A 14,185-nucleotide genomic window follows, 5' to 3' on the forward strand; every position below is an offset into this window, starting at 1 on the left:
TACTTTTAAAGTTCATTTTTGATTTAATACATCTTGATAGATATTTAATAAATATTCCGCTTCATGTGTACTTGAGTGGTGCTTGGCAATGTATTGTTTTGCATTATCACTTATTGATTGCCTTAACTTGATATTATTCATGATTTGCTCAGCATAATCAAGAAATTGGTTTGTATCACGATAGATAAAACCCGTCCGCGTGTGGGATACAATACTTTTATTCCCTTCATTGCTAGAGACTAAAACTGGTAATCCATAGCCCATTGCTTCTAATATCGCAGAAGATTGACCTTCAGAATGAGAGGTATTCAAAATACAATCTGCAAGATGGTACACAGCACCCATTTTTTCATGAGGGAGCTGACCAAGATATTCAACCCATTCTTCATTTTCACTTACTAAGTCCTTGACAATTTGCCCTTCTTCTTCTTCAAGAACAGGCCCAACAAGCCAAAGTCTTATATGTGGGTGCTTCTCATGTAATTTTTTTAACATTTGAATTGCTGAAGGAATGTTTTTTACTTGTCTTACTCCAGCCGGAAGTACATACAAAAAAGTGTTTGGTTCTTTTTGAAAATCATCGCCTGAAACACTAAATTCACTAGTTCCCTGAGGTATCATAAATGTCTTGTCTTTAATTTCTGGTACCTCTTTTATTAAGGTTTCTTTTGCCTCCTCATTAAATACATGAATCGCTTTCGCTTCACTTAAACAAGTAAGTACATCAGAACGAGTATCGTTATCAAACAAATTATAATTTAGGTCAGTTCCAGTTAGAGTGACAATATAGTCTTTTGGCTTTATCTTAAGATTTTGTAAGAATATATAAAAACGATAGGCATTAAATCCGTGTACAATATCTGCTTGAAGCTGCATCTCAGATCCTTTATTGTCTGTTATAGAAATAATTTCCGTATTAACACCTAACTGTTCTAACCCATCCGCCATTCGTTGGACGGTAATCGTATTTCCTCTCGGTTGGTGAAAATTAGGTGTAGCTAAGATAACTTTCATCATGTTTCATCCTTTGTGGTATTAAATTCTGTATGTAAATTAAAATCATAAAACGATTCAATAATTAGTTTTAGCCTAATTATTGATTACAATTCTAACTTCTACTAGATGTAATGGTTAAGTGCTTTCCTAATCATTATTAATAGTAATTTCAAGTTTGTCATTTATTTTGCTCAATGTGTAGAGAGAAAAAATATGTTCTTTTCGTTATTTGAAGAAAATATACTTAATTTTTTATGTGACAATAAAATTGAAAAAAAAAGAACCATGCAGGGCATGATCCTTAATATGTGAAAGATAAACGAGTTAGTGATAATTATATTTTTTGGCAGGACTCTGGTTGAAAACTGACCTTAATCCTTCTTGCCATTTTGTTTTAGTTACTGTTTGCTCTTCTACTTTTACTTAAGGTTCCTTTATGAAAAAGGTGAAAGTAAAGGAAACCAACGCCCTGTTCCAATAGTAATAAAGAAAATAGAAGGTTAGAAGAGGTTTAACACTGCTAGAAAGCATACCGGATCCGATATTTCCATAAGCACCTACCATTAAAGGGGTAGCAGTCATAGAATATAAATCTCATTGTGTTAGAAAAATTTCATGCATTTTCTGAAGTTTTGTAGTACTTAATAAGTAAAAGGATAGGTTTTTTTGACTCATTAATTATTGTTGCAATAGGATTTTAAATTGGCGGGACTGTGTGGGAATCGAACCCACCGAACCTGGCACGCAGGTTCCTCAGGGTTTTGAAGACCCAGGGGGACACCAGTCACCCATCCAACCCCATGAAATAATAGTTATACATTTGTTTGAACCTTATTTAGTTTATAACGAAAAGATTTCATGTGCAAGAAGGATGCATATGGCAAATTTAGTAACAAATTATTTAAGGCCTTTCTTATCATACTAAAAATGTATGAACATGAAAAGAGGTGAAAAATATGGGAAGAGATGAGCATCACCATTCGAAAGGGAAAAACAAAAATGAACTTCCACAGACACCTGATTATGCAAAGGGTGCAGTCGGTGTAGATATGGAGATGGCCAAGCATCCAGAAGTTCAATCTGGAGTTGCAGATGAAAGTGAAGAACGTAATCAAAAATAATTGCATATAAATAAGAACGAGCGATTTATCAAAGGAGCTATTCTGCTACTTGTTGGTAAATCGCTTGTTTATTAAACTTTCACTTTGGAAAGGCACTATTTTAATAGTAAAAGGACGTTACCCTATAAATCTTCGTACTTGAATCAATAGCTGGCTAGGATTAAAGTAATAGTAACTAGATAAAATCGAAGGCAGGGTAATTAGAATGGAAGCGACATATTATACCATTGGTATGGCAGGACATATTGATCATGGGAAAACCACTTTAACTAAAGCATTAACTAATGTTGATACCGATAGGTTAAAAGAAGAGAAGCAACGGAATATTTCGATTGAAGCAGGTTATGCACCTTTACATACAAAAGATGGGACGCATGTATCTATCGTAGATGTTCCTGGACATGAACGATTCATAAGACAGATGATTGCTGGTGTAGCAGGAATAGACTTAGTTGTGCTAGTAGTTGCTGCTGATGAGGGCGTAATGCCACAAACAAAAGAACACTTGGAAATTCTTGAATTTTTGGGGATTAAGCGGTGTATTGTGACAATTACTAAAATAGATCGAGTCGACGAAGAATTATTAGAGTTAATTGCCCTTGATATTGATGAAACATTGTCAGGTACATCATTTGAAAATTCGCCAATGGTTAATGTCGATAGTGTTTCGGGTAAAGGAATCGATACATTAAAAGAATCGATTTTTCATGAATTACAGTCCGTCGAACATCGTGATCGCTATGGTTCGTTTCGTTTACCAATCGATCAAGTGTTTACTGTTCAAGGACAGGGAACGATTGTACGAGGAACAGTTTATGAAGGAATTGTAAAAAATGGAAGTCTGCTTCGAATATTACCTGGTGACGAAAAGGTTAAAGCAAGAAATATCCAAGTTCATCATCAAGATGTAGAGGAGGCTAGAGCAGGGCAACGAACCGCTATCAATCTTACTGGAGTTGAAAAAGATGGCATTAAAAGAGGTGACGTACTCGTTGCTTCAGATCATTTTTTAGTAACGGATACTATTGATGTTGCGATTCGGTTTGTCACTGACTTACGTTCAGTTCTTAAACAACGTTCCCCAGTAAAGCTCCATGTTGGAACGTCAGAGGTAATGGGCAAAATTGTATTTTTTGATAGGAACTCAGTTGAAGAAATAAATAAAGAAGTATTATGCCAAATTCGTTTAGATAATGAGATAGTCGTCCGCCGGGGAGATCGTTTTATTTTAAGACGACCAACACCAGTAGAAACAATTGGTGGAGGTTGGGTGATAGAGCCAAAAGGAGAAAAGTACCGTTTTGGTGATGAAACAATCAAAATGCTTCAAAAGAAAAAAGAGGGGACACCGGAAGATTTGATTAAGGATGTACTAAAAGTAAGTTCCCCACTTACAATAAATCAGATAATTCAAGCAACATCATTGGATCAGAAGGAAGTACAAACAATCCTGAACAAAACAATCGAAAAAGGCGTTCTAGTTGAAATTCCAGGAAACAAATATGTCCTCTCATCACAAATTCACAAAATTAAAGATGACATAACTGACCAATTGACCGATTTCCATGACCGTTTTCCGATGCGTCTAGGGATGAACAAGGCTGAATTAGTTCAATTATTGCGAGCAGATTTTTCGAAAGAAATGGTTGAGTATACCTTGGAGCAAATGGTAAATCACGGAACCATCAAGAAAATAGAAAGATTTATAGCAAATGAAAATTTTGAACCACACTTACCAACAAAGTGGAAAACTAGAATGGAAGAAATTATCTCTAACCTCAAGGCAGATGAGCTTGAAGTAAAAAAGTGGGAAGACTATATATCGAGTACGCCTATTTCTAAGGATGAATCAGCTGAATTAAGAGGTTTTCTACTTCTAACTAATCGTGCGTACCAGCTAACAGATGATATGATTGTACACAAACTGGCTATTAATCAAGCCGTAGATTCATTACAACAACAAACTGGTACTGTTTTTGATTTAAAAGATGCAAAAGACATTTTAAATGTGTCACGAAAATATCTAATCCCACTATTGGAATTATTAGACTCTCTCCATCATACTGAAAGAGAAGAAGGAAAACGAAGATGGTTATAATGAACTTATATTTCAATCCTTTTATTAGATTTTAATGAGGAGGTAGTATGTGATGAATTATAAAGTATCCGTTGAATTTTGTATGCAGTGAAATTATGCTCCTAAAGCCGCAAGTTTTGCGGAACAATTATTTACCCATTACCGGTCAAGAATCACATCTATGGAGCTTATTCCGAGCTCTGGTGGGGCGTTCGAAATCACTGTCAATAGTAAGAAGATTTACTCGAAATTAGAAACTGGTAAGTATCCAGAAGTAACTCAGATTATTGAAAAAATGGAAAATCAAGTCTAGCAAACAAAACGCTCAGGAAAAATCCTAAGCGTTTTGTTTTTTATGGCTTGAATGATTGGTATTTTTCGCTGTAAATTGGACTTAACATGTAATGATTTTCTTTTTTGTTATCTAAATCTTGGAAAGAAACTTCACCATTCCCCATTTGTAAATGAACAGTGTTTAATGAGCTGATTTTTTCTTCAAGTTCAACAGTAAGTGCCACCTTCATCGTAGTCATATCATTGTTCATATTGGATACTGACATTTCTTGAACGGAATGTGGAGAGTTGTTGATGTTAATAGTATCCATATCTAAATCAGATTGGTCACCGGTAAAAGTTCCAGAAACCGTAATGGTTGAACTGTCTTTAGTAAATGGGAATGAGAAAAAACGATCTACCTTGCCTAACCTTATTTGCCATTCAAAAGAAACCCAGTTTGCTTCGAAATACCATGGCATACCATCCGTTTCACCAAACTCATTTTTGTTTTTGAATGGAAAATGCCCAATCCCAGTTATGTGATACGCTGAATCGTTTATCTCTAACGTTTTATCTACAGAATAGGTTTGAAATTTCAAGAAATGGTGATATCCAAATACCACTAACGTGCACATTATAGCTGTAATTATAACAACTGAGATCTTTTTTATGATAGGAATCTCTCCCTTTTAAAAGAAATTTTAATTGCTGATCTTTCATCTAGTTTAACACAATTTACAATCCATTATTTTACATTCTCTCCGGATTTTTTAAACAACTAGTGTATCCATAAACATTGTCAAATGAAGCTAAATTGTTTGGTATTGATGGGTATTCCATTTATAATAAAGATGGATTTTGTAGGAGGTTGATTGTGTGATGCAATTGTTGAGAGAATTACCGCCTGTACATGAGTTACAAAAGAGTAATCGATTCACGAGTCTTGTTGAGAAACTATCGATTCCTGACTCACAGGTTACTAAAATCATTCAAGCTGAAATTGATTATTTGAGAGAAGAATTGTTAGCTGGCAATGTCCCTATCGAAAAGCCTAACAAGCTAACCTTTACTGAATACATATGGAACAACACCGAAGAAAAGGTTCTGAAATTTAAACAAGATCGATTAATCCGTGTAATTAACGGAACAGGGACTGTACTCCATACAAATTTAGGACGTGCCAGATTAAGTGAAGAGGCCATTACCCATGTAGTTTCGGTTGCATCTAATTACTCTAATCTTGAATACAAAATTTCAGAAGGAAAAAGAGGATCAAGACATGATATCCTTGAGGAATTACTGACTGAAGTAACCGGTGCTGAGGCTGCGATGGTTGTTAATAACAATGCAGCAGCTGTCTATTTAGTGTTACGTGCCTTGGCAAAAGACAAAGAGGTAATCGTTTCTCGTGGACAACTGGTGGAAATCGGAGGATCTTTTCGTGTTTCATCAATTATGAGTGAAAGTGATGCAGAGCTCGTAGAAGTTGGAACAACAAACAAAACTCACTTGTATGATTATCAAAACGCAATCTCGGAAAAAACTGCGATGATCCTTAAGGTACATACAAGTAATTTCAAAACAATTGGATTTACCGAAACTGTGGCAACTGAGGAATTAGTTGAACTGAAAAGAAAAAACTCGCACTTAATTTTTTATGAAGATCTAGGGAGTGGCTCATTATATGATTTTAGGAACGAAGGGATTGGGGAAGAGCCGGTTGTCAGAGGAGTAATTGAATCAGGTGTGGATCTAGTATCTTTTAGTGGTGACAAGCTATTGGGTGGACCGCAAGCCGGTATCATTGTCGGTAAAAAAGAATATATTGAAAAATTAAAAAGTCACCAATTAGCAAGAGTTCTACGAGTAGATAAAATGACTTTTGCCGGACTAGAAAAGACACTACGCTCATATTTGTCTAGTCAGGATTTAGTTGAACAACTTCCTACAGTACGAGATATCATTAAAACAGATCAACAAATATATGAACAAGCAAACGATTTTTGTGTTCAATTAAAGAAATACAGCGAGTTGTATCATTTACAAGTTTTAGCAGATACTTCCCAAGTTGGTGGGGGAACGATGCCTGGAGTTAAACTTCCAACCTATATAGTGACAATTAACCATAAGAACATATCCACACCAGAACTAGCAAGAATTTTAAGAACTGGAACTCCTGCTATTGTTACGAGAATAAAAGAAGATAAAATCATTATTGATTTCCGAACAGTAACAAAAAAAGAAATGCCAGAGTTAATAGAGAGTTTTATTAGTCTAAGTGGGATGGATGATTAGGCAGAAGTTTTGTAGATGCACTAGTGAAAACTAATCAAAGGATATTAACCTCTATATTATAAAATGTGGAAGAGAATATGACCAAAAAAATCACTGTATATTCAGTGTTTTATAGGAAAAATCCCTCCTTGACCAGTTGGCCAAGGATCATAAAGTAGAATGGAAAGCATTCGAATTAAACCAGAGGGGGTAGAAATACCACCACATCCTCTGGAGTATTATGAACAGGCCAAAGGCAAGCACATTTTCAGAAAGAAAAAACAATCAATGATATCGACACCCTTGCAGAGATAGGTGAGGTCATTGGGCTTAATCCAAATTCTCTTCGTGAGGCGATTGAGTCTCATCAATATGAACAACAAATAATAAATGAAACGGAAGAAGCCCAACGAATGGGTGTGACAGGAATTCCATGCTTTGTTTCTGGAACGAGAGGCGTTATGGGTGCACAAAACTATGACACTCTAATGCAATTAATTAACGAAGAATAAGTCTAATTTAAGGAGCGTGAAAATCAGCTCCTTTTTAACTTATTTATCTCGTTTGGCTTTTCTTGAAAAATTTCCAAAGTAGAACAATGTTCAACAAGCAAATCAATACAAATGACGTTTGATAGACAAATACACTTAAACCTTTGCCAATTGAATCGGGCTCTGTTAAATACCAATAATAGCCTGACGGAATAATAACCACTAAAGAAACAGCGATTGAAATTACTAATGAAAGCCAAAAGTTTTTCGACTTTTTCAACAGACCAACTCCAACTCGGTTGGAAATAATCCATGCAAATACAATAATTCCCCAGAAAAGTAATACTCGAATAAGATCCATTAAATTCACTCCTTTCGTGTGAAATGTGAACTCTATTTGTTTTTTTCTTGTAGTAATACTTATTAGTCGAAATCTTTTAACAGTTGGTTACATGTAATTATATTTTTATAAAACCTTTAATCTAATGACTTACTGAATCAAAACCAAAACCGATGACATGCCATCAGCAATTATTTTTAAAAAACCAAGTGAAGTAAACTACACCACAACAGGTGTTGACTACCCCTGCTCCTATTTTTGAGAAGTTAGGGGTTTACTTTTATTTAAAAAACAGTAAAATTTAAATGATAATAATATTTTGTTGATTTATACATAAGATAATTGAATTTTGCTGACTATCATGCTATTTTTCCTGAAAATGAGGTGAAGATTTTGGATTTTATTAAAGAGTCAATGCAGTTACCAATAGACAACTTAGTTGGTTTGTTATTATACGCAGTGATCTATATGTTTTCAGCTGGTTTATTTGTTGTATTAGCACTTACATTTATTCCTAATCGATTGCCATATGCTGTAAAAAGTGCAATTGTAGGAATTGCTGTATTAGTAAGTCTAGTGTTTTGGTGGAATAATATATTATAACCTTCTGATGAGCAAGTCTTGTTCAATGTGGGCATTCGCTGCTATCTATTTGATAATGCACCTTCAATTGTAGAGTGGATTGTTATTGCGACTGAACAATTCCAAAGTCAACGTGGCTTGATTGTTTTAAAAAGTGGTCACTTACTAGTTAATAAATCAAACTAACAGGCTAGCTGGTTATTCTCAATTAGGGAATAGTGGCTAGCTTTTTCCTCGCTCACTAAAAATCAGTTGGCTCAACTTTTACTAATATTGTATAGCTACGAACATACGTCATTAACTGTATTTTTTTATTTAGAAGTTGAAGGATTATAGCAACTTTTGTAGAATTTTAGAACTAATAAATAAACTGATTGTAGGTTCCCCATTTCCATACTCCTAAAGAAGTAGTTTATATCCTTCCTGCGAAAAAATGATAACCCTTTCTTTTGTCTGTACTTTACAAAACAAAATGTATTATATGTAGATCTAAACATATAAAAGATGTGGAGTATGATAAAATAGTAAGTCTAGTATTCTAAAAGATTGGTGATAACCTATGAGATTAATTATTGCAGAAAAACCCTCTGTCGCAAAAAACATTGCAGATGCATTGAAAATAAAAACGAAAAAGGATGGTTATTTTGAGGGAAATAACTATTTGATTACGTGGGCGTTCGGCCATTTGTTGCAGCTATTTGATGCCAAGGATTACGATAGTAAAATGGCAAGTTGGAAAATGGATAACTTTCCATTTATCCCACCGAAATTTCAGTATAAGGTGAAGAGTAGTCCGAGAAGTAAGGGGAGAGTTGATAGTGGAGCGTATAAACAACTAAAAACGATTCAATCCTTAATCAAGAGAAACGATGTAGATATGATTATCTCCGCTTGTGACTATGATCGTGAAGGACAATTAATAGGCGATAGTATTATTGAATATCAAAAGGTTAAAAAGCCAGTATACCGTTTGTTGTTAAATGAATGGACACAAGCAGAAGTACTCCAGGGTATAGAAAAGATGAAATCCAATGACGAGATGAAGCCCTTAAAGGACGCAGGGATTAGCAGGCAATGGGCAGACTGGGTAATTGGGATAAATCTAACATCTGTTGCAACGTTAAAATATCAAAAAGGTAAAGGTAAGGCCCTTAATATTGGACGTGTACTCCTTCCGACCCTTAAAATCATCTATGATCGTGACAAAGAAATAGAGCAGTTTAAGCCAGAAAACTATTTTAAGCTAACTGCAACGTTTCAAACGACTGAAGGAAAAGACTATCAGGGCTCATACACCGAAAATGACCAGGAAAAATTTAAGAAAAAAGAAAATTTAGAAGAAATAGCCAAGGATATTGAAAATAAGGAAGCAATGATCGTCGATAAGCAAATAGAGCGTAAAAAGGATTTTCCACCGTTTTTATTTAATCTTTCCAATTTACAAGGATTCATCACTAGTAAATATAAAGGGTGGACATCTGATAAAGTGTTAAAGGTAGCCCAGACACTTTATGAGAAAAAATTCATTACATATCCAAGAACCTCCAGTGTTGCATTAGAAGAAAGTTTAGTTGCTAAAACAGCAAGTGTACTAAAGGCGTTAACGGAAAATTTTGTTTACAAGGACGAGGTAAAGTTCATTAAATCAAAACGAGTGTTTAACAATGCAAAGGTAGAGAGTCATAGTGCGATTATACCTACTTATGTGTTGCCAAACCGCTTAACGATGGATGAAGAGACTGTCTATTCTGCAATTAAAAATCGTTTCATTGCCCAGTTTATGCCAATTGCTGAACATGAGGAAACAAAGCTGACCACCAAAATAGTTGATGCAGAGCTAGTAACCGGTGTCTTCATTTCTAAAGGAAAAGTGCAGCTTGTGGAGGGATGGAAAAAGGTTGAAAAAATCCAATCCAAGGATACCCTTTTGCCTCAGGTACAAGTAAATGACCATGTGCAATTGCTAGAATACGAGATATCATCCCATGCAACGAAGCCACCGAAATATCATACAGAAAAAACGTTGTTAAGAGTGATGGAAACGTGTGGAAAAGGATATAAGGAAGATGACGTTGAAGAGGTATTAACAGGGTTCAGTATCGGCACACCTGCAACCAGAGCAGACACAATGAAAAAACTTAAGGATGTAGGGTATATAACATCCGAATCACGGAACTTATTATGCACGGATTTGGGTAAAAAACTCGTTGAAACATTTCCAATTAAGGACTTATTTGACCTAGAGTTTACCGGTCGACTCGAAAAGTCATTAGCTGACATAGAAAAAGAACAAGTGAATAAAGACGACTTCCTCCGATTAGTTTTTTCATTTACAAGCAAGTCTGTTCAGACAATAAAGGGTGATGCTGACGTGACAATCAACCAACTTTCCACTGAACAAAATTCTATTACCAAAGAGGTGTTAGGGAAATGTCCGGCATGTGGGAATAGTATTATTGAAGGAGTAAAAGGATTTGGTTGCAGTAACTGGAAACAAGGCTGCAAATTTGTCGTTTGGAAAAATGACAAATTTCTAGGCGCAATGAAAAAGAAAGCAACAAAATCAATGGTTAAGATGCTATTAAAAGATAATGTCGCCCATGTTAAAGGCTTAACAAGTAAAAAGGGGAACAAATTTGATGCTTACTTGAGATATGAAAAAAATCCAGCAAATGATTATTATAGTTGGAAAATGGAATTTAAGAAGTAAGAAAAAGTTATTAAAAGTGAAGAGTGTTTAGAAGACTCTTCACTTTTACTTATCCTTCTAAGTATCGCTAGGATCATACTCATCATAAGACAGCCGAGTAACGGTTGTTGAATCATCTTTGTTCATATCCGTTTCCGTTGCATTTTCTCCGTAGGATTCATCAGGATCGATACCAGGTGCCACTTTTGGTTCTACCTTTTCTGTTTTTTTCTTTTTATCCATCATCAAACCTCCTATCTTTATTAGTCTTCCGAGTATCTTAAAATTTATAGATAGAGAAATGTTAAAAATACAAGAGTGAATGGTTACAACTAAACTTAACTCATATCTTTCAAATACATACTATTAATCAGTCAAAGCAAATTTGTACAACTGTCGACAAATCTCACGTCCATTTGATAATTTAATATGGTAATATAGTAACAAAGAACTATACCTACATAATAAACTAATTTACTTGTTATCTCCGGACAAAAAGCGAAGAGCGGGTGAAAACCAATGGTTTTTAAGAAAAATATATCTTTTATTGTTTTATTTTTGATTGCATCCTATATCACGATTATATTTGGGAGAAATGATGATATGATTCATTTAATCGGTGGTATTATTACTTCTTTCATTCCTCTAATTGCTGCTTTCTGGTTGTTCAAGGCATCACGACGTAGTAGTAATGAAGAAAAAATATTTTGGTTATTATTTTCTATTGGGTATTTAAGTAGTTTCATTGGTGAAATAATTTGGGATGTTTATGAATACCTTTTTCAATTAGCAATACCTTTTCCAGGATACCCAGACTTCTTTTATTTGTTGAATTACTCCCTTTTATTTATGGCTTTTATTTACAAGATGTTTAAGGAGACTAGAACTGTATCAGCAGTACGATACCTGTTTGATTTGGTGGTTGTAATGACTGTTGCTTCAGCTTTTAGCTGGCATTATCTAGTTAGGCCAATTATCAACATTTCTATGCATAATGAACCATATCTTCTTTTTATGTTAGGATACCCAATGGGAGACTTGGCTATTTTGCTTTTAGCTACTAGCATTTACTTGAGCAGTACTGATTTATTGAAACAAAAAAGCCTACTATTACTTTTCGCTGGATTAGTGACACAAGTAATCGCTAATTCTTCTTACCTCTACTTGCAACTTTCAGATCAGTACAGTTCGTGGAGCCTGATTGATCCAATATTTTACCTTTCGGTATTACTTATTGCTATGGCAGGTCGCCAATATGATAAAGCAGATACCGATTCCATGGTAATTACGAAAAAAAGAAAAAGTGTTCTTATCAATGAAAGAAATTTATTTTTAAGAATTTCAGTTCCATATATTGGTGTAGCTGTTTTAATTGGTTTTCTGTTATTTGAAGGTAGTTCATCTACTTCTATTATGTTAGGTGCCATTATTTCTATATCTCTCATTATATGCAGGCAAATAATTGTCATAGTTGATAACCGCGATCTATTACTAAAATATAGAAAGCAAGCAAGAGAATTAACAGTTAACGAACAAAGGTATCGGTCATTATTTGAACACCATACTGATGCTGTATTTTCTTTAGACTTAGAGGGTAATTTTAAGACAGCTAATCCTCAATTTTTATCTATGACTGGTCTAGAAGAATCTGAATTGGAAACATTAAATCTCTCAAACATTCTTCCACAAAAAATAGTGACAAGGGTTTTCAATTATTTTATTTATGCAAAAGAAGGTAAGCCCCAATATTTTGAAATTGGTATAAAGAATAAAAAAGGAGAAAATCAATACTTAAGCATTAACTACATTCCTATTTTTATAATGGATAAAGTAAATGGAGTATTTGGAATTGCTAAGGATGTAACTCAGATGAAAGAGACGGAGGAGAAAATTAATCATCTTGCATACCATGATTCATTAACCGGATTACCCAACCGTAGACATTTTGAAACCTTACTTAATCAGGCGATTGTTGAGGCAGATAATAATAAATCAATGCTTGGTGTCCTCTTTCTTGATCTTGATCATTTCAAGCTAATCAATGATACACTTGGCCATTCAGTTGGGGATGATTTGCTTGTATCGGTTGCAGAACGGCTAACTCAATGTTTATCAACTGATAATATTGCTGCTAGACATGGTGGAGATGAGTTTATCATCCTTCTCAAAGGAATTCATCAAAGTGAAGAAATTAGTGGTCATGCTGAAGTACTCTTGAAACATTTAAATGAACCTTTCTTGATTAACCAGGGTAAGGTTTCGGTAACCCCAAGTATAGGTATTTCTATCTATCCAGAAGACGCATCGAGTAGTGAAGATTTGTTAAAAAATGCGGATAAAGCGATGTATCGTGTGAAGTATCAAGGTAAAAACCATTATCGTATTTACAAGCCATTGAGTGATGATAAATCCCTTAGAAAATTGGCAATAGAGAAGGATATTTACTCAGTTATAGCAAACGAAGAGCTAGAAGTGTATTACCAACCGCAAATTGAAACAGATACCGGCTTAATCTACGGTGTCGAGGCATTAGTTCGATGGAATCACCCTGAGTTTGGATTAATTTCACCAGCTGATTTTATACCTCTAGCAGAGGCAACAGGAGTTATATTTCCTTTAAATGAATGGGTGCTGAGAACTGCTTGCAAACAACTAAAAATATGGCATGAGCAAGGTATTCTTATCTACATGGCCGTAAACATATCCCCACAGCAGTTTTATAAAGAAGAGAACCTTACAACTAAGGTAAAAGAAGTACTTGACGAATGTGAGCTTGATCCAAGTTTCTTAGTTATTGAAATTACAGAGGCAATTGCTATTAACAATATGGATATAGCTATTCGAAAACTGTTTGAATTAAAGAGGTTAGGGGTACAGGTTGCCTTAGATGACTTTGGAACGGGCTACTCTTCCCTTTCTTACTTAACTCAATTACCAATAGACACAATTAAAATTGCAAGGGAATTTATTGATGAAATTGGAACAGCTTCAACAACCTCAGCAATACTAGCGGCTTTAGTTACAATGGCTAACGACTTGAATCTGAAAATTGTCCTCGAGGGAGTTGAAAGAGAGGAACAACTTCAGCAGTTAATGCGATTTAGAAGTCACTATATGCAAGGTTTTTATTTTAGTCGACCTATTCCTTTAGAGGAAATGAATGCCATGTTAAACGATATGTGTGTACCGTGGCTTTTAAAAAAAATATAAATAATTATTAAAATGAAAAGCAAACCAGTCTATCAATTAGATTGTTTTGCTTTTTTTGATGGGTAAATTTGTTAAAAAGAGTTGATAAGTCACATGAAATTGTTTCATTCGATGAATACTAAGATAAGG

10 protein-coding genes, 1 tRNA gene and 2 pseudogenes are annotated in these 14,185 nt (G+C 34.6%); 8 read left to right on the forward strand and 5 right to left on the reverse strand.

Annotation, left to right across the window (positions count from 1 at the left end):
• Positions 1–12: 12 nt before the first annotated feature.
• Together GH741_RS03710 and GH741_RS03715 are read right to left on the reverse strand one after the other, a co-directional pair.
• Positions 13–1,014, reverse strand: coding sequence for a glycosyltransferase family 4 protein (locus GH741_RS03710; RefSeq protein WP_205677311.1), 1,002 nt, complete (start codon positions 1,012–1,014; stop codon positions 13–15).
• Between the two features lie 685 nt (positions 1,015–1,699).
• A tRNA-Sec gene (locus tag GH741_RS03715) sits at positions 1,700–1,796 on the reverse strand.
• A 156-nt stretch (positions 1,797–1,952) separates the two neighbouring features.
• Here GH741_RS03715 and GH741_RS03720 point away from each other — a divergent pair.
• The 3 genes and pseudogenes from GH741_RS03720 to GH741_RS03730 form a co-directional block, all read left to right on the forward strand.
• Positions 1,953–2,117, forward strand: coding sequence for a YfhD family protein (locus GH741_RS03720; protein WP_153735400.1), 165 nt, complete (start codon positions 1,953–1,955; stop codon positions 2,115–2,117).
• Positions 2,118–2,322: 205 nt separating this feature from the next.
• Complete coding sequence (gene selB / locus GH741_RS03725; RefSeq protein ID WP_153735401.1) at positions 2,323–4,215, forward strand: selenocysteine-specific translation elongation factor; 1,893 nt, start codon at positions 2,323–2,325, stop codon at positions 4,213–4,215.
• A 103-nt stretch (positions 4,216–4,318) separates the two neighbouring features.
• Positions 4,319–4,507: pseudogene (locus GH741_RS03730) on the forward strand (Rdx family protein); the annotation flags it as partial.
• 40 nt (positions 4,508–4,547) lie between these two features.
• Here the strand turns inward: GH741_RS03730 and GH741_RS03735 are convergent.
• Positions 4,548–5,069 (reverse strand): hypothetical protein, encoded by a 522-nt coding sequence (locus GH741_RS03735; protein WP_153735403.1) that lies wholly within the window; start codon positions 5,067–5,069, stop codon positions 4,548–4,550.
• 280 nt (positions 5,070–5,349) lie between these two features.
• Here GH741_RS03735 and selA point away from each other — a divergent pair, with 280 nt between their 5' ends.
• Together selA and GH741_RS21555 are read left to right on the forward strand one after the other, a co-directional pair.
• Positions 5,350–6,765, forward strand: coding sequence for an L-seryl-tRNA(Sec) selenium transferase (selA, locus tag GH741_RS03740; protein WP_153735575.1), 1,416 nt, complete (start codon positions 5,350–5,352; stop codon positions 6,763–6,765).
• Between the two features lie 251 nt (positions 6,766–7,016).
• A pseudogene (locus GH741_RS21555) lies at positions 7,017–7,256 on the forward strand (DsbA family oxidoreductase); the annotation flags it as partial.
• Positions 7,257–7,299: 43 nt separating this feature from the next.
• Here GH741_RS21555 and GH741_RS03750 read toward each other — a convergent pair.
• Positions 7,300–7,596: a hypothetical protein gene (locus GH741_RS03750; RefSeq protein WP_153735405.1), complete on the reverse strand. Its 297-nt coding sequence runs from the start codon at positions 7,594–7,596 to the stop codon at positions 7,300–7,302.
• 372 nt (positions 7,597–7,968) lie between these two features.
• Here GH741_RS03750 and GH741_RS03755 point away from each other — a divergent pair, with 372 nt between their 5' ends.
• The gene (locus GH741_RS03755) at positions 7,969–8,178 is read left to right on the forward strand and encodes a hypothetical protein (protein ID WP_153735406.1); all 210 of its coding nucleotides are present in this window, start codon (positions 7,969–7,971) and stop codon (positions 8,176–8,178) included.
• 538 nt (positions 8,179–8,716) lie between these two features.
• Positions 8,717–10,867 (forward strand): type IA DNA topoisomerase, encoded by a 2,151-nt coding sequence (locus GH741_RS03760; protein WP_153735407.1) that lies wholly within the window; start codon positions 8,717–8,719, stop codon positions 10,865–10,867.
• A 57-nt stretch (positions 10,868–10,924) separates the two neighbouring features.
• Here GH741_RS03760 and GH741_RS21565 read toward each other — a convergent pair whose 3' ends face one another.
• The gene (locus GH741_RS21565; protein ID WP_170287551.1) at positions 10,925–11,089 is read right to left on the reverse strand and encodes a hypothetical protein; all 165 of its coding nucleotides are present in this window, start codon (positions 11,087–11,089) and stop codon (positions 10,925–10,927) included.
• Between the two features lie 276 nt (positions 11,090–11,365).
• Here GH741_RS21565 and GH741_RS03765 point away from each other — a divergent pair, with 276 nt between their 5' ends.
• Positions 11,366–14,056: an EAL domain-containing protein gene (locus tag GH741_RS03765; RefSeq protein WP_153735408.1), complete on the forward strand. Its 2,691-nt coding sequence runs from the start codon at positions 11,366–11,368 to the stop codon at positions 14,054–14,056.
• Positions 14,057–14,185 lie beyond the last annotated feature (129 nt).

Source organism: Aquibacillus halophilus, from assembly GCF_009649745.1.
In the GTDB taxonomy this organism is placed as follows: domain Bacteria; phylum Bacillota; class Bacilli; order Bacillales; family Amphibacillaceae; genus Aquibacillus; species Aquibacillus halophilus.

Bases quoted from the DNA above. Each gene is read 5' to 3' on its own strand.
- GH741_RS03710 (WP_205677311.1), bottom strand. From the start codon at position 1,014: ATGAAAGTTATCTTAGCTACACCTAATTTTCACCAACCGAGAGGAAAT.
- GH741_RS03720 (WP_153735400.1), top strand. From the start codon at position 1,953: ATGGGAAGAGATGAGCATCACCATTCGAAAGGGAAAAACAAAAATGAA.
- selB (WP_153735401.1), top strand. From the start codon at position 2,323: ATGGAAGCGACATATTATACCATTGGTATGGCAGGACATATTGATCAT.
- selA (WP_153735575.1), top strand. From the start codon at position 5,350: ATGCAATTGTTGAGAGAATTACCGCCTGTACATGAGTTACAAAAGAGT.
- GH741_RS03750 (WP_153735405.1), bottom strand. From the start codon at position 7,596: ATGGATCTTATTCGAGTATTACTTTTCTGGGGAATTATTGTATTTGCA.
- GH741_RS03760 (WP_153735407.1), top strand. From the start codon at position 8,717: ATGAGATTAATTATTGCAGAAAAACCCTCTGTCGCAAAAAACATTGCA.
- GH741_RS21565 (WP_170287551.1), bottom strand. From the start codon at position 11,089: ATGGATAAAAAGAAAAAAACAGAAAAGGTAGAACCAAAAGTGGCACCT.
- GH741_RS03765 (WP_153735408.1), top strand. From the start codon at position 11,366: ATGGTTTTTAAGAAAAATATATCTTTTATTGTTTTATTTTTGATTGCA.